This is a genomic window from Solimonas marina, from assembly GCF_012241385.1.
GTDB classification, from domain to species: domain Bacteria; phylum Pseudomonadota; class Gammaproteobacteria; order Nevskiales; family Nevskiaceae; genus Solimonas; species Solimonas marina.
The window spans coordinates 1-23659 of record NZ_JAAVXB010000003.1 but is presented as its reverse complement, the minus strand read 5'-3'; the positions used below and the strand labels follow the sequence as shown (position 1 = coordinate 23659).

Genomic DNA, 23659 nt, shown 5'->3' with positions numbered 1-23659 from the left:
CCCCGACGCGGCCCACATCCCCCAAGAACCGGAGTACAAGACCATGAACAAACGCCCCCTCGGCAAGACCGGATTCGACATCGCGCCGATCGTCTTCGGCGGTAATGTGTTCGGCTGGACCCTCGACGAAAAGGCCAGCTTCGACGTGCTCGACGCGTTCGTCGATCACGGCTTCGACGCGATCGACACCGCCGACGTCTACTCGCGCTGGGTGGCCGGCAATCGCGGCGGCGAATCGGAAACCATCATCGGCCGCTGGCTCAAGGCGCGTCCCGGCGTTCGCGACAAGCTGAAGATCTTCACCAAGGTCGGCATGGACCTCGGCGAGCCCGGCCACAAGGGCTTGTCGGAACAGTGGATCATGCAGGCGGTGGACGCGTCGCTGGCACGGCTCGGCATCGAGCAGATCGACCTGTACTTCTCGCACTTTCCGGATGACGAGGTCGCGCATGCCGAAACCCTGGGCGCTTATGCCAAATTGCAGCAGGCCGGCAAGATCCGCGCGATCGGCGCGTCCAACTTCAATGCCGCCCAGCTCGGCGAGGCCCTACGCGTTTCGCGCGTACAGCAACTGCCCGCGTATCAGGTGCTGCAACCGGAATACAACCTCTACGACCGCGGCAGCTACGACGGCGCGCTGCGCGATCTGTGCCTGCGCGAGGGGCTGGGCGTGGTGACGTACTACAGCCTCGCGTCGGGCTTTTTGTCCGGCAAGTACCGCAGCGAGGCGGACCTCGGCAAGAGCGCGCGCGGCGACGGCATCGCCAAGTATCTCGACGCGCGCGGCATGGCCATTCTCGACGCCCTCGACGAAGTCGCCGGCCGGCACCGCGTCAAACAAGCGGAAGTGGCGCTGGCCTGGTTGATCGCCCGCGACGGCGTTACGGCACCGATCGCCAGCGGCACCAGCCGCGCGCATATCGAATCGTTCGCGCGCGCCGCGTCGCTGACGCTGGACGCCGACGACCTCGGCGCGCTCGACGGCGCCAGCCGCGCCGCGCCGGCCGCCGCCTGATGCGCATGGACCGCCGCACCGCCACCGCACTGCTGGTCGCGGCGGTCTTCTTCATGGAGAACCTGGACGCGACCGTGATCACCACGGCGCTGCCGGCGATGGCGCTCGACTTCGGCACCGCCGCGGCGCACCTGTCGGTCGGCGTTTCGGCGTATCTGGTCGCGCTGACGGTATTCATCCCGATCAGCGGCTGGGCGGCGGAGCGCTACGGCGCGCGGCGCATCTTCAGCGCCGCCATCGTCGTTTTCACGCTGGCGTCGTTGCTGTGCGCGCTCAGCGGCGGCCTGTGGACCTTCACCGCGGCGCGCACGCTGCAGGGCATCGGCGGCGCGATGATGGTGCCGGTGGGCCGGCTGGTGGTGCTGCGCGACACGCCCAAGGACGGCATCGTCCGCGCCATCGCGATCCTGACCTGGCCGGCGCTGGTCGCGCCCATCCTCGGCCCGCCGGTCGGCGGCTGGATCAGCATGCACTGGAGCTGGCACTGGATCTTCCTGCTCAACCTGCCGCTCGGCGTCGCGGCTCTGATCGCCGCGCTGTGGCTGGTGCGCGACGGCGAAGCGCAACGGCCGGTGTTCGACGTGCGCGGCTTCGTGCTGTCCGGCCTGGGTTTCGGCCTGTTCATGAGCGGCATCGAGGCCATCAGTCGGCGCGACGTGCCGGCGCTGTTATCGTGGTCGATCTTCGCCGCCGGTATCGCCTTGCTGCTGGCCGCGGCTGCACACCTGCGCCGCGCACCGCACCCGCTGTTCAGTCTCGAACCGTTTCGTGTGCAGACCTTCCGCGTCACTGCCGTCGGCGGTTCGCTGTTCCGCACCGCGATCGGCAGCGCGCCGTTTCTGCTGCCGCTGATGTTCCAGCTCGGCTTCGGTTATTCGGCGGTACAGGCCGGGGCACTGCTGCTATGGCTGTTCGCCGGCAATCTGTGCATGAAACCGGCGACGACCTGGATCATGCAAACCTTCGGCTTCAAGCCGGTGCTGGTCGGCAACGGTGTGCTCGTGGCGCTGGGCTTCATGGCCTGCGCGCTGCTCAGCGCCGAAACGCCGTACGCGCTGGTCTGCGCGCTGCTGTTCGTCACCGGCATGACACGCTCGATGCAGTTCACGGCGCTGAACACCATCGGCTTCGCCGACATTCCGGCGCCGGCGATGCGCGACGCCACAACCTTGTTCTCGGTGTTCCAGCAGATGAATGCCGGCATGGGCATCGCCATCGGCGCGCTGGCGCTGGCCATCGCGCAGGCGGTGCTCGGCGGGCATGCCGGCGATGCGACAGTTGCGCAGTTCCACTTTGCGTTCTGGCTGATCGCCGGCCTGGCGACACTGGCGATCCTCGACAGCCTGACGCTGCCGCGCGACGCCGGGCATGCCGTCTTGCGCTAAGCGCACGCGCCGGGCGCGACGCGATATGCTGCGGCAACGGCACGCAGGCAAGACGCAAAACCATCGAGGAGGTCGGCGGCCATGTACGGACTGATCGCAAAGATGCGCGCCATGTGCGGCGAGCGTGATGCGCTGGCGGCCCTCCTGCTCGAGGCGACGACCGGCATGCCGGGCTGTCTCAGCTACGTGATTGCACAGGACCCGGCCGACGCCGATGCCCTGTGGGTGACCGAGGTCTGGGTCGACGCCGCGCACCATCAGGCGTCGCTGGAACTGCCGGCGATCCGCGAGGCCATTGCGCAGGCCAAGCCGCTGATCGCCGGTTTTGAAATCCGCATCGAGACCGAGCCGCTCGGCGGCTCTGGCCTCTGAGTCTCATGTGATGTCACCAAAGGATGTCGTGCACCGCTGGGTCGAAGCGTTCAACCGCGCCGATGCCGACGCACTGGCCGCGCTGTACGCCGACGATGCCGTCAATCATCAGGTGGCTGAATCGCCGGTCAGCGGCCGCGCGGCCATTCGCCGGATGTTCGCCGACGAGTTCGCCAGCGCGGACATGGTCTGCCTCGTCGAGAATCTGTTCGAGGACGGCGAATGGGCGATGCTCGAATGGCGCGATCCGCTCGGCCTGCGCGGCTGCGGCTTCTTTCACATCGTCGACGGACGCATCGTTTTTCAGCGCGGCTATTGGGACAAGCTGAGTTTCCTGCGCGCACAAGGATTGCCACTGCCGAACAACTGATGCGCGCAAGCGCGTCGATCATTGCGATACTACGCAGCCCCCGAGCATGCAATGAAACCGTGAAACCGCCAGCCCAGAACTCTAGCGTCAGCCTGCTCGGTGCGATCTCGATCGGCATCGGCGGCATGGTCGGCGGCGGCATCTTTGCGGTGCTGGGGCTGGCCGTCGAACTCGCCGGCGGTGCAACGCCGGCCTCATTCCTGGTCGCCGGCATCGTCGCGCTGCTGACCAGCTATTCGTACGCCAAGCTCTCGGTCGCGTATCCGAGCCGCGGCGGCACGGTGGTCTTCATTGACCGGGCATTCGGCGTCGACTTCTTCACCGGCACATCGAACAATCTGCTGTGGGTCGGTTACATCGTCACGCTGGCGTTGTACGCGGTGGCGTTCGGCAATTACGCCCAGACCTTTTTGCCGGACAGTCTGCAGTCCGCCGGCATTCGGCACCTGTTGATCAGCGCCGGCATCGTTCTGCCGATGCTGCTGAACTTCCTGAGCAGCTCGCTGATCAGTCGTGCGGAGTCGACCATCGTCGGCATCAAGATCGCCATCTTGCTGCTGGTGGTGATCGCCGGGTTTGCCAACGTCGATCCCGCGCGGCTGGCGCCGGAGACCTGGACGTCGTTCTCGCAGATGGTCGGCGGCGGCATGATCATCTTCGTCGCCTACGAAGGCTTCGAGCTGATCGCCAATACCGCACCGGACGTCCGCGACTACAGACGCACGTTGCCGCGCGCGTATTACGCGTCGGTCGGCTTCGTCATCGTGCTTTATGTGCTCGTTGCCATCGTCACCGTCGGCTCGATCGCACCCGACCAGATCGCCGCGGCCAAGGACTTCGCGCTGGCGCAGGCGGCCAAGCCGTCGCTGGGCATGGTCGGCTTCACCCTGGTCGCCACCGCCGCGGTGCTGGCGACGCTGTCGGCGATCAACGCGACGCTCTACGGCGCCGCCCGGCTCAGCTATGTGATCGCCACCGAGGGCGAGCTGCCGGGCTTTCTCAAAGAGCGCATCTGGAACCAGCCACTGGTTGGACTGTTCGTCACGACGGTGCTGGCCTTGCTGCTGGCCAATCTCGTCGACCTGTCGAGCATCTCGACCATGGGCAGCGCCGGCTTTCTGGTGATCTTTGCCATCGTCAACGCCGCCAACTTCAAACAGGCGCATGCCGTCGGCAGCAGCCGTCTGATCGCCGGCCTGGGCACGCTGGCCTGCGCCTTCGCGCTCGGCGCGCTGGTCTGGCATACGCTGCAGACCGACGCCGCGCAGCTCTGGGTCTTGATCGTGATGGTCGGCATCGCCGCCGCGATCGAGGGCGCTTATCTGTGTTTCTGGAAAGCGCCGCAGGCCAACGGCCGCGTCACTTCGAGTCCATCCGCGAAGATCGACGCCGCCGCGCGGTGATCCAACATCGCTCAGGTCCGCAGCGCGGCCGGTGCCGGCCGCAGCGTGATGTCGACCGGCGTGCCCGGATTGTGGCTGCGAATGCGGAACTCGTCGGCCTTGAGCGTCAGAATCTCGGTCGGGTAGGTCTGTCCCTGTTCGGTCATCGTCAGGCTGCCGTGTTCGTACGCCCAGGCGCCCAGCGACGGCTTGTTGCCGGGTGCGGTGACCAGCAGCGTGCCGTCGGACAGGAATGCGTAGAGCGTGCCGGGCGCAACGGCCGTGGACTCGCTGACGCGCCAGACGCGATCTTCAAAGCCGCGTGGCGCTTCCAGCGTCGCCGCCACCGCATCGGCAACTGACGCTTCGCCTTTTTGTTTTGGCGGCGCGCCCGCCTCATGGCAGGCCACCACCATCAATGAAGTGAACAATACAGCGGCCAGCACACGTGGCCATTCACGCTTGGGCCTCTTCACGACGCCTCCAATCACGAGCAGCGCCGCAACCGGGCCTTACGCATGATCACTCGCGATCGGCAATGCATAACTGCCGGTCGCATGCGCGACGATGCGGTCAGGCTCGGCGCGGCTCGAAAGCCTTGCTTCCATGACCGCCAAACGGCGCCCGAGTTTCAGAAAGATCGCCTCGCCGATCACATCGCCGGGGCGCGCCTTGGCGAGAAAGCGCAGGTTCATGTCGCTGGTCACCGCCATCAGCGCCGGACCGAGGTGGGCCAGCACCAGCGCGTACATCGCACTGTCTGCCGCGGTGAACAGCGTCGGCCCGGAAATCACGCGGCCAGGCCTCAGCATGCCGTCCTCGAACGGCAGGCAGATGCGCGCATAGTTGACGCGCACTTCCTCGACGACCAACCCGCCACGACCAGCGGCGACCAGACCGTCGCGAATCAGCGCCTGCACGGCGGCCGCATCGAGTTTCAGATCCATCCGTAACCTCGCAGGGCGTCCCAGATCAGCTTGCACGACAGGACGATGAGAATGACGCGGAACAGCCGCGCGAAGGCGCGGTCGCTGATCCAGCCGTTGAGCCGCTTGCCGAACATCGTGCCAAGGATGACGGCGATGCACAGCGGAATCAGCCGTTGCGGCGCAGCGATGGCCGAAAAGCCGGCGAGACCATAAGCCAGCACCCGCAGGCCATGGCCGAGCATCTGGGTCATCGCCAGCGTGCCGATCACCGTTTCCTTGCGCCAATCCGGACGGAAGAACAGGCGCCCGACAAACAAACCCGTGGCACCAACGAACAAGCCGATGCTGCCGTTCAGAAAGCCGGCCAGCGCAAACGCCGGCCGCGCCGGCATCGGCTTGGCGCTGGCCTGCGGCGCCAGCGACGCGAGGATGAGGCCCGCCAGCACCAGCTTGACCACGTCGCCGTCGACGTCGGCAATGAACGGCGCAACGATCAGCGTCGCCGGAATGCCGGCCAGCAGAAACCAGCCGGCGGCCGACCATTCGACATGACGAACATAGGCCACCGTACGGGAGCTGTTGGAAACGAACTGCACGGCGGCGAACAAGGGCACGGCTTCGGCCGGCGTCATGCCGATTGCATAGAACACGCCGATCAGGATGGTGCCGCCGCCCAGACCCGCTGCACCGGACAACGCGGCGGTTCCGAAACCGACCAGCGTGATCGCGATGTCGAGCGCCGTCATGGCGTCGGCGGCAGATGCTCCTGGCGCTGGAGCTGCTCGTAGCGGCGTCGACCCTCATCCTGAACACGGCGCCAGGTGATGTAGTTTTCGAGTTCGGCGAGCGTAACGAGGCCATTGCCGTCGGTGTCGACCATCTGGAAGCTCACGCCTGGCAGCTTCAGGGCCTTGAACTCTTCCGGTGTCAGCTGCTCGTCGCCATTCTGATCGGCCTGTTTGAACTGCTCGCGCAGCTGCTGGTCAGGCTTGGGCCGATCGTGCGCGCAGCCGGCGAGCAGCACGAGCAGCAGCGGAGTGAGCTTGGCAATGGGATGGCGCATCGTGCGCGCATTGTGCCGTATCCGCCGTGCGCGCGGCTGAATACGTGTGTAACAAAAAAGGCGGCGAACCGAAGTCCGCCGCCCTCCCCCTTACACCCCCGCGTAAGACGGCAATCAGCGCCCGCGACGCAAGCCCGGCTTGCGACGCCGCAGCAATGCCGCCGCGCCCAGTGCCAGCACAGAGCCGAGGCCCATCGCACCACCGTTGTTGCCGCTGTTGCTGGCCCCGCCGCTACCACCGCCGCTGCCCGAACCGCCACCGCCTGTGCCGCCGGTCGTGGTGCCGCCGCCGCCGCCGGCCGCCACGGTCTTGACCTGCGCGACCACGGCATCGGACGAGCTGCCTTCGCTGTCGGTGACCGTCAACGACGGCGTAAACGTGCCGACCTGCGTGTAGACGTGCGTGGTGGTGGGGCGGGTGGTGGTGACAACAGCCGAGCCATCACCGAAGTTCCAGCGATAGCCGGTGATCGACGCGCCATCCGAGGAAAACGAGCGCGAGCCGTCGAACGAGACGTTCAGTGGCGCCGTGCCCGAAGTCGGCGTCACGACCAGCGCCGCAACCGGATGGTCGGAACCGCCGACGACGATGGTCGTGGTCGGCTTGATCGTCACGATCGACGATTCGGCGGTGTGGCCGTCGGCATCGGTGACGACGACTTCGGCTTCAAACGTACCGGCCGCCGTATACGTGTAGCTCAGCGTCGGCGAGGTCGTGGTCACCGGGTCGCTGCCGTCGCCGAAGACGAAGGTGTACTGCGTGATCGCCGCACCGTCGGCGCCGGCCGAAGTGGACGCGTCGAACGCCACCTGCAGCGGGATGTCGCCGCTGGTCGGCGTCGCCGTCAGTGCCGCCGTGGCATCGGTCGCACCGGTACCGCCCCCCGTGGTGCTGCCGCCGGTCGTGCCGCCGGGGGTCAGGCACTCGCCGTCGTCGGCCGACACGCTGTTGAAGACCGGGCCGCTGGTGCCGGTCATCGCGACGTTGTCGACCGCCCAGCCATAGCCGCCGTTGACCTCGTCGGCCCCCACGTGGAAACGCAGCTGCGCGGTCTGGCCGGCGAGCAGCTTCGCGAAGTCGAGCACCGAGGTCTGCATGCCGCTGTTGCTGTTGACGAACGCGCGGTGGCTGAAGACCTGGGCCGTGCCGTTGTAGCCGTTCTGCGTGAACGAGGCGCCGAAGTCGGTGACTTCGGTCCACGTCGCGCCGCCATCGGTGCTGACTTCGACCATGCCGCCGTCCCAGCCGGTGCCGATGTACGGAATCGGCAGCAGCGATTCGAAGTCATAGTGATGGTCGAAGCTGATCGAGAGCGTAGCGTCGCTCGGCACCGAGAACGCCGGCGTCACCAGGTACAGATCGGACGTCGACTCCGGATCCGGCGCGTACCAGATCTTGCCGGTGCCGAGATCGTCGTTGTCGTCGACGATGTCCCACTGTGAGGTGGTCCCGGTCGAACTGCGCGTCCAGCCCGAGGCCGCGATCGTCGGGTACTCGAAGTCATCGCTGGTCGCGGTCTTGGCAATGTCGTAGTTGGTCAGCAGCGTGACCGTGCCCGGATCCGGATAGAGCACCGAACCGTCGTCCGTCGCCGGCGGTTCGACCGTCAGCGTCAAGCCGACGCTGAGCGGCGAAGCGGCGGTGCTGGCCAGCGTCGCGGTGATGCTGGCGTCGGCGGTCTCGCCGATCGCCGGCGCCACGAAGCTCAGGGTGCCGCCGGCCAGCGTCAGCTCGCCGTTGGTCGAGGCGACGGAAACCGTGACGGTATCGCCCGGCGTATACGCGCCGTTGTTGAACAGTGAGAACGTCAGCAGGCCGGTCTCGCCGGCGTCGAGCACGCCGTCGTGATCACAATCGTCGAAACCTTCGGCGACACTGCCGATACCGGCCTTCAGTGTCGGCAGCGGCGCCTCGAACGCGACATAGCTTTCGACGACGCCGTCGTTGGTGGTGCTGCTGCGGTCCGGCGAGACGGCGTCGACGCCCATGCCACGCTTGGCGAACGCACGCGCGGCCAGCGCGTAGTCGGCCGGGTCGGTGGCCAGCGCCGCCGCCAGCACGCCGTCACGCGCTTCGGTGAAGGTCGGCGACGACGGCGTCATCTTCAGGCCGGCGATCACGTAGTCCTTCATCCGCGACTGCGCGGTGTCGAAGTCGTGATGATTGAGCAGCGCCGCGTACACCTCCCACAGCATGTTGGCCCAGACTTCGCCGACGTCGTGCACTTCGGAGTTGTTGGTGCCGTCGGCGCCGAACGACACCGGCGCACCTTCGATCGGCACGCCCTCGGTGATGTGCTTGAAGGTCAGCGGATTGACGTCCATGCGCGTCGAGTACGGCGCGCGGCGGATGCCGAAGTAGTAGTCCGGAATGACGTAGAAGCCGGTCGGATAGGCGCCCTGCCAGTGATCGTTCGGATACGTCGCCGAGCCGGCGCTGACGTCTTCCGGGCGCACCACGAGCAGCAGCGAGTCGACATCGCTCCAGCCCTCGCCCATGCCACCGCCCTGGGTGTTCGACAGACCCGAGCCGTTGCCGACCAGGCGATTGCTGACGTGATGGAAGAACTCGTGCGAGATCACCATCTCGTCCATCGTGCCGTCGTAGTCGATCGATGGATCACGCTCGACGTGCATCGTCACCGATGTACCGGCAGCAACCAGATCCTTGAGCTTCTGACCGTCGGCCTTGCTGATCATCACCGCCGGCAGCACGTAGAGCTGGTCGGTGGTGATGCCGATCGAGATCGGGATGTCGGCGTTGCCCATCGTGATCGGGTTGCCGTCGGCGTTGTTGACGACGACCAGCGCCTTGGCGCCGGACAGCGTCGCGAACTGCTCCTTGGTCGTGAACGAGCAGGTGCCACGATCAACGATGGCGATCTTGCCGAGTAGCGAGGGCTGCGGCGGCGCCGGGATCGTGGTGCCGGTGATCGGCACGCTGACATCGCCGGCGCAGCCGTCGGCCGGCTCGCCGACCGCATCGTTCGCCAGCGCGATCTCGCCGCTGACGTCGAAGGTGTTCGGGCCGAAGCTGGCACCGGTGAACTTGAACGGATCGAGCCCGGTCGGCTCGGTCACCGAGACTTCGCCGCTGAGCGGACCGTCGAACAGATACATCTGCATGGTCGGCGAGCCGCCGTCGGCCGGCGTCGCCATATTGGCGTTGTTGCGCCCCGACGAGTCCTGGCCCTGTGCGGAAATCGCGTCGCCTTCTTCGCCGCCACGGCCGTAGTTGTCGTCCTGCGCGTTGCCGGCCGCCTCGTTGAAACCGTGGTCGTACCACCAGTCGTGCAGCCAGTTGTTCATGTAGAACAGGTTGACGATGGCGGCGTTCTTGGCGCTGTCGGTCGACGGATCATCGTCGGCGGCGATCGCATAGTCGAACGTGCGATCGCCGGTCAGCGCGACGCGCAGATCACCCGAATACGGGATATAGCCGTCGCCGGTCAGCGTGCCGATCGGGTCCGGCAGATTCAGCGGAATCGCCAGCTGCGGGCCGGTGTCGAGGAACGCGTCGGCGTTGTTGCCGGTGGTGGTGGTCGCATCGTCGGCCAGCCACGGATCGGCGGTCGAGATCGGACCGCTGACCAGCGTCACCAGATTGGCGGTGGCACTGGTCCGCGTCAGTTCCTCACCGACGGCCGACCCCGGGAACGGCACATAGCCGTTGCCCAGCGGCGCGTCGAACGGCTGATGGATGCCGTCGCTGTCGGCGAACACGCGGTAGCTGAACGGCGCGTTGTCGTAGGCGACCAGATCCTTGGCGAACAGCTTGCTGCCGTCGGCGCCGATCACGAACGACCACGCCGTGGTGCCGCTCTTGTCGGCGTAGCGGCCGAACAGTTCGACGTAGTACGCCGGCACCAGCTTGTCCTGCTTGGCGTAGTAGACCTTCTTCACGCGCGGCTGACGCGTGATGGCGAAGTTGCTGAGGATGGTGTTGAGCGAGAACAAACCGTAGTCGCCCTGCGTTTCGTTCTTCTGCAACAGGCCGCTGCTGACGCTCACGCCGAGTTGCGCGAACGCCTTGACGATGGCGGTCTTGGCGGCGTCGCCGGCAAAGGCCTGCGGGCTGCGGACATCGTCGCTGGTCGCAAAATAGCCGGACGCGGCGACCGGACGACCGCTGCGGTCCAGCATCACATTGACTTCGCGGTTGAAGACTTCGACACCGCCAACCTTCTGCCGGAAGCGCGCGATCACCGGGCCGTGGCCAAGATCCTGCAGATCGGTCAACACCGCGGTCTCGACGCTGCTGGACTTGATCGCCAGATGGCCGGCTTGCTTGCGCAGGAACTGGCGCGCGAAGGTTTCGAGCTGGCCGCGGCGATTGCTGGCGCCGAGCGCAACGGTCGGTGCGCTGGCGACGCGGTCGGCCCAGACGAAGGTCGAACCGCCCAGCTGCGCATCGTAGTGACGGTCCGTGCGCGCCGCCTTGGTCTGCAGCAGCTGCGCGTACGCTGTCTTCTTCTGCGTGGCCCAGAACGCGTCGTAGTTCTTCAGCGTCGGCTGCGCTGCACCGGCGGCCGTCGCCGCACCGAGCGCGAGCGCGCCCGTAAAGAGAATCCGCTTCATGTAGTCCCCGAACCTGATCGGTAATACGGTGGCCGTGGGCGGCCACATCCCCAATGGCCATCGTGCGGGAAAAACAAGCAGAATCCTGAAAAGGAAAACCTCTCAGTGAATTTTTACTATACCGATTGGCATAGTAATTAAGGGCACCGGAAGGCTGGGGTCGCGCACCGCCGTAGCGCGTGGTCGCGGCGGCCACCGCGGCAAGCCGTTGCGCAGCCGGGCCCTGACCAACGTCAGGCGCGGCCCTAAGGCAGCACCAAAGCGAGGCGTTGCGGCAGCGGGCACGGACAGGTGGACCGGCAGCGCATGCCCCGTTTTATGCTGACAAATTGCTGACGGTCCGCGGTCCATTCATTTGCAGAGACGTCGCGCTTGGATGCAGACCGGCCGCAGGCGATACTCGCGCGCCTTGACGTTCTGTCATGTCGAGCAAGGGGCATCGTGATGCTGACGCTTTATGGGATGAGCGGATCCGGCAACTGCCACAAGGCGGCGTTGCTGATGCATCAGCTTGGCATCGAGCATCGCTGGATCGAGATCGACATCGTCCACGGCGGCTCGCGCACGCCCGAATTTCTGGCGCTCAATCCGAACGGCAAGGTGCCGACGCTGGTGTTCGACGACGGCCGCGTGCTCGCCGAATCGAACGCGATGCTCTGTTATCTGGCCGAGGGTTCGCCGCTGCTTCCCGACGACCGCTGGCTGCGTGCGCTGGTCCTGCAATGGCTGTTCTTCGAGCAGTACAGCCACGAGCCGTACATCGCCACCGTGCGTTACTGGATCCGCTATCTCGGCAAGCGTGACGAGTGGGCGGTGAAGATCGCCGAGACGCGCACGCGCGGCTATGCGGCGCTCGACGTGCTCGAAACGCAGCTGCGCAAGACGCCGTTTCTGGTCGGCGAGGCGTACACGATCGCCGACATTGCCCTGTGGGCATACACGCACGTCGCGCACGAGGGCGACTTTTCACTCGATGCCTATCCGCAGATCCGTGCCTGGCTGGCGCGCGTCGAAGCGCAGCCCGGCTTCATGCCGATGATCTCCAAATGAGCATGGACGCCGCCTTGCTGGCACCGGCCACACGCATTGCCTTGATCAGCGCCGGGGTATTCTTTCTCGCCGGACTGGTCACCGGCGTCTGGAAGTACGCGCATATCGCCACGCGCGACCGCGCGCAGGCACCGGTCTATGTCGACGTTGCGCACCGCAGCGCCTTGCTTTACGCCTTCGCGGCGCTGCTGCTGGCCGCGTTCGCGCAACTTTCGGCATGGCCGGCCCGCGTCAATTTCTGGGCGACGGCACTGCCGCTGGCGTTCTTCGCAGCGGCGATCGGCGGCTATGTGCTGCACGGCTGGCTGAACGACACCGACAATCAGTTTGCGCGGCCGCAGCGCATCGGCCGCATTCAACTGCCGCGACACGGCTTGCTGGCCTTCATGGTGGTGCTGTCGCTCGCCGAGATCGGCGGCTTTGTCGTGCTGTTCGCCGGCGTGCTGCGCGCCATGCACGTACTGTGACGGTGATGCGCGCCGCCCGGGACCGCGAAAGTCCCGGGCAGCGGCGCGGCAGCGCTCGTTAGAAACGGTAGTGCAGGCCGAGGTTGAGGACCGGCCAGTAGCGGTAGTCCTTGGCATCGTCCTCGATGTTCTTGCGTTCCTTTTCCAACTCGGCCTGGAAGTCGGCGTTGTCGTTGACGTCGAAGCCTTCCGGACCGTTGGGATCACAGGACGGGTCGGCGCTGGCGTTGCAGGCCATGCCCGACGCGGCCAGATCGATTTTCGGCGACTTGCCGAAGATCACGCCCATGTCGAACGACACACCAAAGCCCTTGCCGTTCGACGTGCCGCCCCAGCCGATGCCGAGGTACGGCGAGACCTTGCCGAGATCGGTATGGCCTTTCAGCGCCAGATCACCACGATAGGTTTCGTCGCCGATGTCGTAGTCGTCGTAGCCGTGCGCGTGCATGTCCAGTTCCGGCGCCTTGCCGTACAGGCCGGCGCTCACGCGGAAGCCGCCGGCGAACGGCTTGATGTCGACCATGCCGGTCAGCGCGTTGAGCTTGAGCTTGGCCTTGTAGTCGGTACCGTCCTCGGTATCGGTGTACGAATACGCGCCGAACTGATAGCCGGCACGCAGATCGACGTAGCGATTCAGGCCGAAGGTGTAGGCCAGACCGAAACCGTCGGTGCCGAAGCGCACGGCGGCGCCGTGCGTCGAGCGCGGCGCCGGTGCTGCGGCGGTGGCACCGCCGGTGGATTCGGATTCCTGGGCACTGGCAGTCGCGCAGGCACAGACCAGGCCCGCCGCAACGAGCAGCACTGCTGATTGACGCATGAAAATCCCCTGTTGAAGACGCACACCCCGGTGCGCACGCGGATCGTCACACAGTGCAAATCTGCGGCACTACCCTAATCTGGGGGTCATCCGCTGGCATGCATCGCCGCTGGCAGTTCGGCATCGCCTTGCACGCGCTCGCGGAACCAGCTGAGCGCGCGCCCATCCTCGCCGGCGCGCCAGGCCAGGTGCAGCAACGCCGGACCGCGCGGCGCATCGACCTCGCGCACCAGCAGGCGGCCGGCGTGCAGGTCATCGGCAATCATGTAGTCGGGCAGAAAGCCGACGCCGAGGCCGGCGATCTGCGCCTCGCGTTTGGTGCTCAGCGACGGCACGATCAGCGCGTCCTGACCGTCGAGGATGCCGCTGGCACGCGGCGCCAGCTTGCGCGACGAGTCGGCGGCAACGATCGCGCGATGCGCGACGACATCGTCGAACTTCAGCGGCTCGGGCAGTGACGCCAGTGGATGATGCGGCGCCACCGCGAACACGAACGGCACGTTGCACCACGCACGGCTGGCCAGGCCGTGACCCTGCGGCATCTGCCCGGCGGCGCCGATCGTCAGGTCGGCGCGCCGATCGATCAGCGCATCCCAGCCGCCGCCAAAGGTTTCACGCGTCAGGCGCAGGCGCGTACCGCTGCCCAGGGCGTCGAACTCGGCGATCAACGGGTAGATCAGCGACATCGGAATGATTTCGTCGATCGCCAGCGTCAGCTGCACTTCCCAGCCATGCGCGACGCGCTTGACGCAGTTTTCCAGCGTCTCGGCCTCGCGCAGTAAATGACGTCCGCGCTCGACCAGGGCGCGGCCGGCATCGGTCAGACGCGCACGCTTGCCGGCACGGTCGAACAACTGCACGCCCAGGTCCGATTCGAGCTTTTGCACCGTGTACGTCACGGCCGACGGCACGCGGTGCAGGACCTCAGCCGCGCGAGCAAAGCTTCCTTGCTGCTCGATCGCATCCAGCGTCTCGAGCGCATCCAAAGTCAAACGCATATCGACGATCCCCCAAGAGCCCCCGCTCCCCTGTAGCCGCCGTCGACGGCGGCCACGAACATCGCGGCGCAAGATTCGCGACCGCGATGTCGGCTCTATTCTGCGCCAATCGGCGGCCGCGTGCGGCGCCCGGTTTTGGGGATGGCGCTGGTGATCCTCAGTGGAAGTCGGCGGCGATGTGGATCGAAAAGTCCGGCGACGATTCGGTGATCAGGTCTTCCTGGATGCCGAGCCAGGTCGATATCCCGGACGCACTGCGTGCGCGAAAACCGAACGACAACTGGCCGCCAACCCGAGACAGCGTGTCGAGGTCGGAGTCCTTGTACAGCGGCGCGTGCAGGTAGAACTGCGCACCGGCGTCCAGCCACGACGTCAAGGAATAACCGAGCGACGCCCAACCGAACGGAATGAAATGTTCCTGACGATCCTTGAGCGGGCCGCTGCCGTGCACGCCGCTGACGCCAGCCGCCAGCGCGCCGCTCCACGGGCCCAGCGTCTTGGCGCGAAAGCCCTGCTCGTACCAGGCCGCGGCACCGAGGCCGCCACCGAGCAGATCGTCGGCATTGCCGGTCGGCAACTGCAGCATCGTGCGCAGACAACCGCCGCTGTCGTTGCAGCGCGCCGCGAACAGGCGCGCATCGCCGATGCCGTCATGACCGTGCTCGACATCGAGCAGGGTCTGGCCGTTGTCGGTGTAGCGGAACGTGTACTTGCCGTGCGGCCGCTCCTCGCGGCCGCCGTTGGGCAGGCTGAACCAGCTGTGCCAGTTCTCGATCAGGCCGTCGAGCACGCCGCCGCCGTTGAACAGCAGCGGCAGTTCGGCACCGAACAACCATGAACCAACCGCAACCCTGCCGCTCAGGCCGAGGCGCAGGCTTTCGCCGTCGAGCAGCACCGTCTCCTGGCCGTTCTCGTCGGCGACGTATTCATTGCTCCAGTCGACCGCGACGCGGTAGCCGCTGCCGGTGCTGTCGGCCTGCGGCGTCGGCAGCGGCGCGAAACGCGCCAGCGTCGCCTGATTGAAGGTGCCGAAGACGAAAGGCGCGTCGTCGGCTGCCGCGGCGAGCGGGCTGACCAGGACGGCGCAGAGGCCAGACAACAGGATCCGGCGGCTCGGAAACGGCATCGAAACTCCCCCAAATACGAATAATGTGAACGATTGTGCCTGCCGCGGCGCTACGGGGGAAACACCCAAATGACGGGCTGAACCTGTTAGCATCCCGACCCCGTTGCGCGCTTCAAAAGCAGGTGTTGTCATGCGTCTGGTTACCGAAAATACGCGAATCAAGTCGATCAGCCCGGTGTCGACGCCGGCTGAGGTGCAGTCCGAGCTGCCGGCCAGCGAACTGGCGCAACAGACCACGTTCGACGCCCGCCGCGAAATCCAGGACGTGCTGCATGGCCGCGATGATCGCCTGCTGGTGATCGTCGGCCCGTGCTCGATCCATGACCCGAAGGCCGCGCTCGAGTACGCGAGCCGCCTGAAGGCCCTGCGCGCGCAGCTCGACAAGCATCTGCTGATCGTCATGCGTGTCTACTTCGAGAAGCCGCGCACCACGGTCGGCTGGAAGGGCCTGATCAACGATCCGGACCTCAACGACAGCTTCGACATCAACAAGGGCCTGCGCCTCGGCCGGCAGCTGTTGCTGCAGCTCAACGAAATGGGCATCCCGGCCGGTGTCGAATACCTCGACATCCTGACGCCGCAATACCTCACCGACCTCGTCGCCTGGGGCGCGATCGGCGCGCGCACCACCGAATCGCAGCTGCATCGCGAGCTGGCGTCGGCACTGTCGTGCCCGGTCGGCTTCAAGAACGGCACCGAGGGTTCGGTCAAGGTCGCGGTCGATGCGGTGATGTCGGCCAAGCACCCGCATCGCTTCCTGTCGCTGAACGCGCACGGCCAGGTCGGCATTTTCGAGACCACCGGCAACGAGGACTGCCACGTCATCCTGCGCGGCGGCAGCTCCGGCACCAACTACGACGCCAAGAGCGTCGACGCGGCCTGCGCCGGTCTGACCAAGGCCGGTCTGCGGCCGCAGGTCATGATCGACTGCAGTCACGCCAATTCGAGCAAGCAGCACAAGCGGCAGATCGTCGTCGGCCAGGACATCGCGCATCAGATCGCCGGCGGCGACGAGCGCATCATCGGCGTGATGATCGAATCGCATCTGCAGGAAGGCCGCCAGGACGCCGGCCCCGACATGAGCTACGGCAAGTCGATCACCGACGCCTGCATCCACTGGGACGACACCACCGAGCTGCTGCGCCACCTCGCCAACAGCGTCGAGCAGCGCCGTTTGCGTCACGCGCGCTCGGCCTGAGCGCTGCCGCACAAAAAAGCCGGGCTGATGCCCGGCTTTTTTGTGCGCGTGATCCGCTACAAGGCCATCCCGTCGTAACCAACAGCCCAGCCCGCCGCTTCGACGGTGGCGCGCTCGGCACTGTCGGCGAGCAGCACGGGGTTGGAGTTGTTGATGTGGATCAGCACCTTGCGCTGCACGTTCAGCGGCGCGAACGCCGCCATCGTGCCGCCCGGCCCGGACAGGCTCATATGGCCCATGCGCATGCCGGTCTTGTGGCCGAGTCCGGCGCGAACCATTTCGTCGTCGCGGTACAACGTGCCGTCGAACAGCACCAGCTCGGCGCCCTGCAGGCGTTCGGCGAGGCGCGGACTCATCGCCGCGCAGCCGGGAATGAAGAACAGCGTGCGCTCGGCACTGCTGATGCGCACGCCGACCGTGCGCCCGTCTTCGACCAGCGCCGGCAGTTCGTCCGAGGTTTCGGCATAGAGCGGCACCTTGCCGGGCACGGCGAACAGCTCCGCCTCCAGCCCGGACGGTCGGCCGTCGGGCAGTTGCAGCGCGAACGGCGTGTCGAGCGTGACGGTCTGGCGTGCAACGACGTCGTCGGCCAACACGCGGAAGATCGGATTGGCGTCGAGAATGCCCTGCACCGACGCGTCGGCGTAAACCGTCAGCGGCTGCCGTTCGCGTAGATTGAGCAAGCCGGCGATCGCATCGACGTCGCCGCCGCTGAGCAGCACCCCGGCGATCGGCGTCGAACGCAGCCCGTGCTGCGGATGCAGCACCGGGTTCGCCTCGATCTGCTGGCGCAGATCGGGCGAGGCATTGAGCAGGAACCAGTGTTCGCCGTCGGCGCTGACCGCGACCGAGGCCTGCGTGCGCACCGGCGCGGCCGGATCGCCGGACCGCGCACGGCGGCAGCCGGCGGCATTGGAGTTCCATTGCGGGAAGCCGCCGCCGGCGGCGGCACCGAGGATCACGGCCTTCACCGTTCGCCTCCGCAGTCGGCAATCAGCGCCGGCTCGAACAGGCGCGCACGATCGGCCGTCGGGGTGCCGGCGACGCGCTCGTCGATCAATGCGCGCGACGTGCGGTCGGTGCGGAATACGACGGGCCGTTCGATGACGGCCGGCGTACCGGCCGCGGCGACCATGTCGGTGACCTGGGCATGATGCGGCGAACGGTCGCAAACCGGATCGGCGGCTTCGGCGTCGCCAGTCATCATCCACGCCTGGCAGCGACAACCACCAAGATCTTTCTCCTGCTCCGGACAACTGCGGCACGGCTCCTTCATCCAGGCAGTGCCGCGGAAGCGGTTGAAGCCCGGCGAGTCGTACCAGGCCCAGGCCAGGCTGTGCTCGCGCACGTTCGGAAATTCGAGGCCGGGCAGCATGCCGGCGGTGTGACAGGGCAGGACGCTGCCGTCGGCGCGCACGGTCATGAACACCTGACCCCAACCGTTGGTGCACTTCTTGGGTCTGGACCCGTGGTAATCCGGCGGCACGAAGAACAGCCGCATGCGGGCCTTCACTTTCTCGCGATAGGCGTCGGTGACCGCTTCGGCGCGTTCGACCTGCTCGCGCGTCGGCATCAGCTGCTCGCGATTCAGATAAGCCCAGGAGTAGTACTGCGTGTTGGCCAGCTCGACGTATTCGGCGCCCATCGCCTCGGCCATTTCGAGAATCTGCTGCACATGGTCGATGTTGTAGCGATGCAGCACGCAGTTCAGCACCATCGGGTAGTCGTACTGCTTGATCAACTGTGCGACGCGGTTCTTCAGATCGAAGGTGCGCGTGCTCGACAGGAAATCGTTCATTTCCCGGGTCGAGTCCTGGAACGACAGCTGGATGTGATCGAGACCGGCGTCGCGCAACGCGGCAATGCGCGTCTCGGTGAGGCCGACGCCGGAGGTCAGCAGGTTGATGTAGTAGCCGAGCTGGCGGGCCTCGCGCACGATCGCTTCGAGGTCGTCGCGCAGCAGCGGTTCGCCGCCCGACAGGCCGAGCTGCGCGGCACCGAGCGCGCGACCTTCACGCAGCACGCGCTTCCAGTCGTCGGTGCTCAGCTCGGCGCCCTGCCCGGCGTAGTCGACCGGGTTGTAGCAGAACACGCAATGCAGTGGGCAGCGGTAGGTCAGCTCGGCCAGCAGCCACAGCGGCGGGCCGACGTCGCGCCGCTCAGACACGGCGCACCCAACCCTGTTCGACGGCGCCGGCGACGAAGCCGAGCACATCGTCGAGCAAGCCGGTGGTGGCGAAGTCTGCCTCGCAGCCGGCGGTGACGTCGGCCAGCGTGCGCGTGCCGTCGAGCCGCTTCATGATTTCGCCGGCGCTCTGGTTGAGCTGCACCATGCCTTCCGGATAGAGCAGCACCCAGGCGTTCTGCGCCGGCTCCCATTGCAGACGGAACAGGCGCGCCACCGTGTAGACCTGATCGGCGGCGACGCTCATGCCTTCGGCCCTTTGATCTCGATCTCGCATTGGCTGAGCATGATGGCGTCGGCCAGCGCCCACAGCACGTCGAGCTTGAACTGCAGGATGTCCAGCGCGCGCTCCTGCAACTCGCGCGAGCGGCTGAAATAGTCGAGCGTCAGATGCAGGCCGTGCTGCACGTCGCGGCGCGCCTGCGTCAGCCGGCTCTTGAAATAGCGCAGGCCTTCGACGTCGACCCACGGGTAGTGCTGCGGCCAGGTGTCGATGCGCTGCTGATGGATATGCGGGGCGAACAGCTCAGTGAGACTGGACGCGACGGCCTCCTGCCAGCTCGCCTGCCGGGCGAAATTGACGTAGGCGTCGACCGCGAAGCGCGCCGCCGGGACGACGTAGCGCAGCGACGTGACGTCGTCACGACTCAGGCCGACCGCCTGACCGAGCCCGATCCAGGCCTCGATGCCGCCGTCGTCATCGCCATAACCGTCGTGATCGAGAATGCGCTGCGCCCATTCGCGACGAACTTCGCGATCCGGGCAATTCGACAGGATCGCCGCGTCCTTGCGCGGGATGCTGATCTGGTAATAGAAGCGGTTGGCGACCCAGCCGCGCAGCTGCGCGGGCGTCAGGCGGCCTTCGGCCATCATCACGTGAAACGGATGATGGATGTGGTAGCTCGTCGACTTGCCGCGAAGCTGCTCTTCGAAGGCTGGGCGACTCCACGGCGGCGCGGGTTCGGCGTACATGGTGCGGCCTGTGCGGGATGGTTCGGCAACGGGCGAACCGGGCGACCGCGGCGGGAAGAAACCGCGGCCGGGGCCGGTTCGCGCCGCCTTCTCAGCGTGCCGAGATGTACAGGTTGATTTCGAAGCCGTAACGCAGATCGACGGCAGCGGGTTTGGTCCAGGCCATGCAAAGCTCCTCGTTGACGTTGTGAGACCGCCGGTGGCGGCCGGCCGCGCGAATGCCCGGCCTGATTCGATGCTGCGCGTCGCCGGCCGCTGCTGGCTATCGCGATTGCGCGCGATCGCACCTCATGAAAATCATGAGCTGTGCGCGGCGGCGCAGACGGCTGCGGTATGGTGGCGCCCGCATCTGCCACGAGCCTCGCATGAGTGAACCGGACCGTCCGTTGTACCCGCCGATCGAGCCGCACGCGCACGGCTGGCTGGCCGTCGGCGACGGCCACGAGGTCTATTGGGAAAGCTGCGGCGCCGCGCACGGCCAGCCCGTGGTGTTCGTGCACGGCGGCCCCGGCAGCGGCTGTGTGGCCGAGCACCGCCGCTTCTTCGATCCGCAGCATTACCGCATCGTGTTGTTCGACCAGCGTGGTTGCGGCCGCAGCCGGCCGGCAGCGCGACTGGACGCGAACACGACCGCCGATCTGAGCGCCGATCTCGAACGGCTGCGCGCGCATCTGGGCATCGCGCGGTGGATCGTGTTCGGCGGCTCCTGGGGTTCGACCGTGGCGCTCGACTATGCGCGGCGCCACCCGACGCCGGTGCGGGCGCTGGTGCTGCGTGGGGTGTTCCTGGCGCGCCGCAGCGAAGTCGACGCCTTCGCCTGTGGCCTGCGTGCGTTCGTGCCGCAAGCCTGGCAGGGGCTGGCGCAGGCGTTGGGCTTTGCCGATGAAACCAGCGCCCGCGGTGGCGCTTTGGCGCAGCGCTGCGCACAGACCGTGTTGCACGGCGAACCCGCCGACGCGCGCGCCGCCGCCAGCGCCTGGCTGACGATGGAGGCCGAGGCGATGGCACTGACGCAGGGCAAGCCGCCGACACCGATCGGCGATCCGCTGGCCGCACGCACTCGGGTTTACATGCACTACATGGCGCACGACTTCTTCCTGCAGGACGGCGAACTGCTGGACGCCGCCGACGCGCTGCCGGACGTGCCGATCGACATCGTGCAGGGCACGCTCGACGTGGTGTGCCCGCCGGTCAGCGCCTGGGAACTGGCGCAGCGCCTGCCGCATGCGCGCCTGCAGTGGGTCTGCGCCGGCCACAGCGCCTTCGAGCCGGCGCTGCGCAGCGCGCTGGTCGGCGTGATGGACAGGCTGCGCGAGGCCCGGCCATGAGCCTGCGCGCGCGCATCCATCTGCTGGTGACCGGGCTGACGCTGTTGTTCATCGTCGCCAGCGCCTATTTGCTGATCGAGCAGACGCGCGATCAGATCCGCGAGGAGATCAGCGCGTCGAACCGCGTCACCGCGCAGATGATGGCGGCGGTACTGTTCAGCAGCCGGCTGTTCTCGTACGGCCTGCAGCAGCAGGCGACGGTACAGGACTTCCTGCAGGGCCTGGGCCGTGTGCGCGCCAACGAGATTCGCCTGATCGATCCGCACGGCAAGCGCGTCTACGTCTCGCCGCCTTCAACCTACAAGGCCGGGCGCAGTGCGCCGGCCTGGTTCACGCGCCTGGTGGGACCGACCCTGTCGACGGCGCGGCTGCGCGCCGACAGCTTCGTCGTCGAGATCGTGCCGGACGCGTCGCGCAGCGTGCTCGATGCCTGGGACAACCTGAGCAAGTTCGCGTGGCTGGCGATCGGCTTCTTCGTGCTCGTCAACGTGCTGCTCTATACCGTGGTCAGCCGCTCGCTGCGACCGGTGCAATCGGTGGTGCGCGGCCTCGTTCAAGCCGGCAGCGGCGATCTGTCGGTGCGCCTGCCGCACTACGCGCTGCCTGAGCTGCAGATCATCGGCGACGGCTTCAACCGCATGCTCACCGATCTACAGCGCAGCGTCGCCGCCGAGCGCGAGCTGGCCGAGAATCGCCAGTTCACGCAGCTGATCCAGTCGCACCTCGAAGAAGAACGGCGGGTACTGGCGCGCGAACTGCACGACGAGCTGGGTCAGCACCTGACCGCGATCCAGACGCTGGCGCAGGCCACCGCGACCCGCGCCGCCGGGCGCGACCCGCAGACCGAGGAAGCCAATTGCGCGATCGTCGGCTCCGCCGCGCAGATCTACGATGCCGTGCACCGCATCATCCGCCGGCTGCGACCGATGGCGCTGGAGCAGATGGGGCTGGCCGACACGCTCGACGAAGCCGTCAGCGAATGGCGCGCGCTCTATCCCGGGCTGCGGATCACGCTGCGGGCGCCGGCCGACGTGCCGCGACTCGGCGACGAAATCGAGATCGCGCTGTTTCGCATCGCCCAGGAGGCTGTCACCAACGCCGCGCGCCATGCACGAGCGACGCAGGTGGGGCTGATCCTCGACGTCCAGCCCGGCACCGTAACGCTGCAGGTCTGCGATGATGGCGTCGGCATCGCCGACGAGCGTCTGCGCGACTCCGGTCGCAACGGCCTGCTGGGCATGCGCGAGCGCGTGCAAGGACTCGGCGGCAACCTGCACGTGGAGCGCGTCGCCGACGGCGGCACCTGCATTCATGCCGACATTCCGCGCACACCCGACCGCCGCGACTGAGCCGACCATGAGCCAAGCCGAGAAGATTCGCGTCATGCTCGTCGACGACCACGCCGTCGTGCGCATGGGCTTTCGTATGCTGCTGTCGAACACGCACGACATCGAGGTCGTGTCCGAAGTCGATACCGGCGAGGACGCGATTCGCGAGTGCGCGACGTCGCTACCGGACGTGGTCGTCATGGACCTGTCGATGCCGGGCATCGGCGGCCTGGAGGCGATCGCGCGCCTGGTCGCCAAACACGCCGGGCTGCGCATCCTGGTGCTGTCGGCGCACGAGGACAGCATTCATCCGCGCCGTGCGATCAAGGCCGGCGCCAGCGGCTATCTGAGCAAGCGCAGCGCCGCCGACGAGCTGATCCGCACGATCCGCCAGGTCGCCGCCGGTCAGATGTACATGGAGGCGCGCGTCGCGCAGCAGATGGCGCTGCAACAACTGTCGGCGACGCAGAATCCGGTCGACATCCTGTCGGCGCGCGAGTTCGAGGTGTTCGTCGCGCTGGCCAAGGGGGGCTCGGTCAACGGCATCGCCGAAACCCTGAACCTGTCGCCGCGCACCGTCGGCACGCATCTGTACAACATCAAGCAGAAACTCGGCGCCGACAATCAGGCACAGCTGGCGATGATCGCGCTGCGTGCAGGGCTGCTGGAGACTTGAGCCGCGGGCGGCAACAGCACTGGAGCCGCAGATGACGCAGATTGCGCGGATTCAGAAGCGAGTGGGCGTCGTTACGGTTAGAGCGGAGGTCGCGGCTTGCGCCGCTCCTACAAGCGCCCCCCTTGTAGGAGCAACTGTGTCGTCGCGGCGGCTGCAGATCCGGACCTTGCGCGTGCCTCGATACACCGCGCTACGCGCGGCACTCGGCATGAACGGTTCGGGGAATTCGCAAAACACCTGGAGAGCGTTGTAGGAGCAACTGTCTTATGGGGCGGGGCTCATTTTCCATACGGCCTGGTCGCGGACCATGGCGTTGAGCCGGGTGATGAGGACACGCATGCATGCCGTGATGGCGACTTTGGCGCACTTTCCGGCGTGACGCAGGCGCCGATAGCGCGCGTTGAAATCGGGTTGCAATCG

Annotated in this window: 24 protein-coding genes and 1 pseudogene; 11 read left to right on the top strand and 14 right to left on the bottom strand. The window is 66.8% G+C overall.

What is annotated here, in order from left to right:
• The first annotated feature begins 43 nt into the window (after window positions 1-43).
• From G7Y82_RS06285 to G7Y82_RS06265, 5 genes are all read left to right on the top strand, one after another.
• Window positions 44-1015: an aldo/keto reductase gene (locus tag G7Y82_RS06285; RefSeq protein WP_168147188.1), complete on the top strand. Its 972-nt coding sequence runs from the start codon at window positions 44-46 to the stop codon at window positions 1013-1015.
• On the top strand, window positions 1015-2400 hold the full coding sequence (locus G7Y82_RS06280; RefSeq protein ID WP_366515622.1) for an MFS transporter: 1386 nt from the start codon (window positions 1015-1017) through the stop codon (window positions 2398-2400). The genes G7Y82_RS06285 and G7Y82_RS06280 overlap by 1 nt, the downstream gene beginning before the upstream one ends.
• Window positions 2401-2481: 81 nt before the next feature.
• Window positions 2482-2772 (top strand): putative quinol monooxygenase, encoded by a 291-nt coding sequence (locus tag G7Y82_RS06275; RefSeq protein ID WP_168147187.1) that lies wholly within the window; start codon window positions 2482-2484, stop codon window positions 2770-2772.
• Between the two features lie 10 nt (window positions 2773-2782).
• The gene (locus G7Y82_RS06270) at window positions 2783-3142 is read left to right on the top strand and encodes a nuclear transport factor 2 family protein (protein WP_206370422.1); all 360 of its coding nucleotides are present in this window, start codon (window positions 2783-2785) and stop codon (window positions 3140-3142) included.
• A 59-nt stretch (window positions 3143-3201) separates the two neighbouring features.
• Window positions 3202-4545 (top strand): APC family permease, encoded by a 1344-nt coding sequence (locus G7Y82_RS06265; RefSeq protein WP_206370420.1) that lies wholly within the window; start codon window positions 3202-3204, stop codon window positions 4543-4545.
• Window positions 4546-4556: 11 nt separating this feature from the next.
• Here G7Y82_RS06265 and G7Y82_RS06260 read toward each other — a convergent pair whose 3' ends face one another.
• The 5 genes from G7Y82_RS06260 to G7Y82_RS06240 form a co-directional block, all read right to left on the bottom strand.
• Window positions 4557-5000 carry a hypothetical protein gene (locus G7Y82_RS06260; protein ID WP_168147184.1) on the bottom strand — a complete coding sequence of 148 codons (444 nt, stop codon included), beginning with the start codon at window positions 4998-5000 and terminating at the stop codon, window positions 4557-4559.
• Window positions 5001-5036: 36 nt separating this feature from the next.
• Window positions 5037-5471 (bottom strand): PaaI family thioesterase, encoded by a 435-nt coding sequence (locus G7Y82_RS06255; protein ID WP_168147183.1) that lies wholly within the window; start codon window positions 5469-5471, stop codon window positions 5037-5039.
• Window positions 5462-6199: a sulfite exporter TauE/SafE family protein gene (locus G7Y82_RS06250; protein ID WP_168147182.1), complete on the bottom strand. Its 738-nt coding sequence runs from the start codon at window positions 6197-6199 to the stop codon at window positions 5462-5464. The genes G7Y82_RS06255 and G7Y82_RS06250 overlap by 10 nt, the downstream gene beginning before the upstream one ends.
• On the bottom strand, window positions 6196-6516 hold the full coding sequence (locus G7Y82_RS06245) for an EF-hand domain-containing protein (protein WP_168147181.1): 321 nt from the start codon (window positions 6514-6516) through the stop codon (window positions 6196-6198). The genes G7Y82_RS06250 and G7Y82_RS06245 overlap by 4 nt, the downstream gene beginning before the upstream one ends.
• A 114-nt stretch (window positions 6517-6630) precedes the next feature.
• Window positions 6631-11094 (bottom strand): M36 family metallopeptidase, encoded by a 4464-nt coding sequence (locus G7Y82_RS06240; protein ID WP_168147180.1) that lies wholly within the window; start codon window positions 11092-11094, stop codon window positions 6631-6633.
• Window positions 11095-11538: 444 nt separating this feature from the next.
• Between G7Y82_RS06240 and G7Y82_RS06235 the strand changes: the two genes are divergently transcribed.
• Entirely contained in the window at window positions 11539-12144 is a 606-nt protein-coding gene (locus tag G7Y82_RS06235) for a glutathione S-transferase family protein (RefSeq protein ID WP_168147179.1), read from the top strand.
• A complete protein-coding gene (locus G7Y82_RS06230; RefSeq protein ID WP_168147178.1) occupies window positions 12141-12611 on the top strand; it encodes a hypothetical protein in 471 nt (156 codons plus the stop codon). The genes G7Y82_RS06235 and G7Y82_RS06230 overlap by 4 nt, the downstream gene beginning before the upstream one ends.
• Window positions 12612-12669: 58 nt before the next feature.
• Here the strand turns inward: G7Y82_RS06230 and G7Y82_RS06225 are convergent, their stop codons facing one another.
• The 3 genes from G7Y82_RS06225 to G7Y82_RS06215 form a co-directional block, all read right to left on the bottom strand.
• Window positions 12670-13428 (bottom strand): hypothetical protein, encoded by a 759-nt coding sequence (locus tag G7Y82_RS06225; RefSeq protein ID WP_168147177.1) that lies wholly within the window; start codon window positions 13426-13428, stop codon window positions 12670-12672.
• An 86-nt stretch (window positions 13429-13514) separates the two neighbouring features.
• On the bottom strand, window positions 13515-14426 hold the full coding sequence (locus G7Y82_RS06220; RefSeq protein WP_168147176.1) for a LysR family transcriptional regulator: 912 nt from the start codon (window positions 14424-14426) through the stop codon (window positions 13515-13517).
• A 157-nt stretch (window positions 14427-14583) separates the two neighbouring features.
• Complete coding sequence (locus tag G7Y82_RS06215; protein ID WP_168147175.1) at window positions 14584-15552, bottom strand: DUF3187 family protein; 969 nt, start codon at window positions 15550-15552, stop codon at window positions 14584-14586.
• Window positions 15553-15682: 130 nt separating this feature from the next.
• On the opposite strand from G7Y82_RS06215, the gene G7Y82_RS06210 reads away from it, so the two are divergent.
• The gene (locus tag G7Y82_RS06210) at window positions 15683-16750 is read left to right on the top strand and encodes a 3-deoxy-7-phosphoheptulonate synthase (protein ID WP_168147174.1); all 1068 of its coding nucleotides are present in this window, start codon (window positions 15683-15685) and stop codon (window positions 16748-16750) included.
• 56 nt (window positions 16751-16806) lie between these two features.
• On the opposite strand, the gene pqqB is transcribed toward G7Y82_RS06210, so the two are convergent.
• The 5 genes from pqqB to pqqA form a co-directional block, all read right to left on the bottom strand.
• Window positions 16807-17721 carry a pyrroloquinoline quinone biosynthesis protein PqqB gene (gene pqqB, locus G7Y82_RS06205; protein ID WP_168147173.1) on the bottom strand — a complete coding sequence of 305 codons (915 nt, stop codon included), beginning with the start codon at window positions 17719-17721 and terminating at the stop codon, window positions 16807-16809.
• Window positions 17718-18965 (bottom strand): pyrroloquinoline quinone biosynthesis protein PqqE, encoded by a 1248-nt coding sequence (gene pqqE / locus G7Y82_RS06200; protein WP_168147172.1) that lies wholly within the window; start codon window positions 18963-18965, stop codon window positions 17718-17720. Before pqqE ends, pqqB begins: the two co-directional genes overlap by 4 nt.
• Window positions 18910-19182: a pyrroloquinoline quinone biosynthesis peptide chaperone PqqD gene (pqqD, locus tag G7Y82_RS06195; protein WP_168147171.1), complete on the bottom strand. Its 273-nt coding sequence runs from the start codon at window positions 19180-19182 to the stop codon at window positions 18910-18912. The genes pqqE and pqqD overlap by 56 nt, the downstream gene beginning before the upstream one ends.
• The gene (pqqC, locus tag G7Y82_RS06190; RefSeq protein WP_168147170.1) at window positions 19179-19907 is read right to left on the bottom strand and encodes a pyrroloquinoline-quinone synthase PqqC; all 729 of its coding nucleotides are present in this window, start codon (window positions 19905-19907) and stop codon (window positions 19179-19181) included. Before pqqC ends, pqqD begins: the two co-directional genes overlap by 4 nt.
• A gap of 91 nt (window positions 19908-19998) precedes the next feature.
• The gene (gene pqqA, locus G7Y82_RS21875) at window positions 19999-20073 is read right to left on the bottom strand and encodes a pyrroloquinoline quinone precursor peptide PqqA (RefSeq protein WP_168147563.1); all 75 of its coding nucleotides are present in this window, start codon (window positions 20071-20073) and stop codon (window positions 19999-20001) included.
• A 199-nt stretch (window positions 20074-20272) separates the two neighbouring features.
• On the opposite strand from pqqA, the gene pip reads away from it, so the two are divergent.
• The 3 genes from pip to G7Y82_RS06170 are packed head-to-tail and all read left to right on the top strand — an operon-like array spanning window position 20273 to window position 23239.
• Window positions 20273-21235, top strand: coding sequence for a prolyl aminopeptidase (pip, locus tag G7Y82_RS06180; RefSeq protein ID WP_168147169.1), 963 nt, complete (start codon window positions 20273-20275; stop codon window positions 21233-21235).
• The gene (locus tag G7Y82_RS06175) at window positions 21232-22584 is read left to right on the top strand and encodes a sensor histidine kinase (RefSeq protein ID WP_168147168.1); all 1353 of its coding nucleotides are present in this window, start codon (window positions 21232-21234) and stop codon (window positions 22582-22584) included. The genes pip and G7Y82_RS06175 overlap by 4 nt, the downstream gene beginning before the upstream one ends.
• Before the next feature lie 7 nt (window positions 22585-22591).
• Window positions 22592-23239 (top strand): response regulator, encoded by a 648-nt coding sequence (locus G7Y82_RS06170; protein WP_206370418.1) that lies wholly within the window; start codon window positions 22592-22594, stop codon window positions 23237-23239.
• A gap of 264 nt (window positions 23240-23503) precedes the next feature.
• Here G7Y82_RS06170 and G7Y82_RS21400 read toward each other — a convergent pair.
• Window positions 23504-23659: pseudogene (locus G7Y82_RS21400) on the bottom strand (IS110 family transposase); the annotation flags it as partial.

What these genes read in the sequence shown, in the direction of transcription:
- G7Y82_RS06285 (WP_168147188.1), top strand. Translation starts at nt 44, where the DNA reads ATGAACAAACGCCCCCTCGGCAAGACCGGATTCGACATCGCGCCGATC.
- G7Y82_RS06280 (WP_366515622.1), top strand. Translation starts at nt 1,015, where the DNA reads ATGCGCATGGACCGCCGCACCGCCACCGCACTGCTGGTCGCGGCGGTC.
- G7Y82_RS06275 (WP_168147187.1), top strand. Translation starts at nt 2,482, where the DNA reads ATGTACGGACTGATCGCAAAGATGCGCGCCATGTGCGGCGAGCGTGAT.
- G7Y82_RS06270 (WP_206370422.1), top strand. Translation starts at nt 2,783, where the DNA reads ATGTCACCAAAGGATGTCGTGCACCGCTGGGTCGAAGCGTTCAACCGC.
- G7Y82_RS06255 (WP_168147183.1), bottom strand. Translation starts at nt 5,471, where the DNA reads ATGGATCTGAAACTCGATGCGGCCGCCGTGCAGGCGCTGATTCGCGAC.
- G7Y82_RS06250 (WP_168147182.1), bottom strand. Translation starts at nt 6,199, where the DNA reads ATGACGGCGCTCGACATCGCGATCACGCTGGTCGGTTTCGGAACCGCC.
- G7Y82_RS06245 (WP_168147181.1), bottom strand. Translation starts at nt 6,516, where the DNA reads ATGCGCCATCCCATTGCCAAGCTCACTCCGCTGCTGCTCGTGCTGCTC.
- G7Y82_RS06240 (WP_168147180.1), bottom strand. Translation starts at nt 11,094, where the DNA reads ATGAAGCGGATTCTCTTTACGGGCGCGCTCGCGCTCGGTGCGGCGACG.
- G7Y82_RS06235 (WP_168147179.1), top strand. Translation starts at nt 11,539, where the DNA reads ATGCTGACGCTTTATGGGATGAGCGGATCCGGCAACTGCCACAAGGCG.
- G7Y82_RS06230 (WP_168147178.1), top strand. Translation starts at nt 12,141, where the DNA reads ATGAGCATGGACGCCGCCTTGCTGGCACCGGCCACACGCATTGCCTTG.
- G7Y82_RS06225 (WP_168147177.1), bottom strand. Translation starts at nt 13,428, where the DNA reads ATGCGTCAATCAGCAGTGCTGCTCGTTGCGGCGGGCCTGGTCTGTGCC.
- G7Y82_RS06220 (WP_168147176.1), bottom strand. Translation starts at nt 14,426, where the DNA reads ATGCGTTTGACTTTGGATGCGCTCGAGACGCTGGATGCGATCGAGCAG.
- G7Y82_RS06215 (WP_168147175.1), bottom strand. Translation starts at nt 15,552, where the DNA reads ATGCCGTTTCCGAGCCGCCGGATCCTGTTGTCTGGCCTCTGCGCCGTC.
- G7Y82_RS06210 (WP_168147174.1), top strand. Translation starts at nt 15,683, where the DNA reads ATGCGTCTGGTTACCGAAAATACGCGAATCAAGTCGATCAGCCCGGTG.
- pqqE (WP_168147172.1), bottom strand. Translation starts at nt 18,965, where the DNA reads ATGTGCTCGGCTTCGTCGCCGGCGCCGTCGAACAGGGTTGGGTGCGCC.
- pqqD (WP_168147171.1), bottom strand. Translation starts at nt 19,182, where the DNA reads ATGAGCGTCGCCGCCGATCAGGTCTACACGGTGGCGCGCCTGTTCCGT.
- pqqC (WP_168147170.1), bottom strand. Translation starts at nt 19,907, where the DNA reads ATGTACGCCGAACCCGCGCCGCCGTGGAGTCGCCCAGCCTTCGAAGAG.
- pip (WP_168147169.1), top strand. Translation starts at nt 20,273, where the DNA reads ATGAGTGAACCGGACCGTCCGTTGTACCCGCCGATCGAGCCGCACGCG.
- G7Y82_RS06175 (WP_168147168.1), top strand. Translation starts at nt 21,232, where the DNA reads ATGAGCCTGCGCGCGCGCATCCATCTGCTGGTGACCGGGCTGACGCTG.
- G7Y82_RS06170 (WP_206370418.1), top strand. Translation starts at nt 22,592, where the DNA reads ATGAGCCAAGCCGAGAAGATTCGCGTCATGCTCGTCGACGACCACGCC.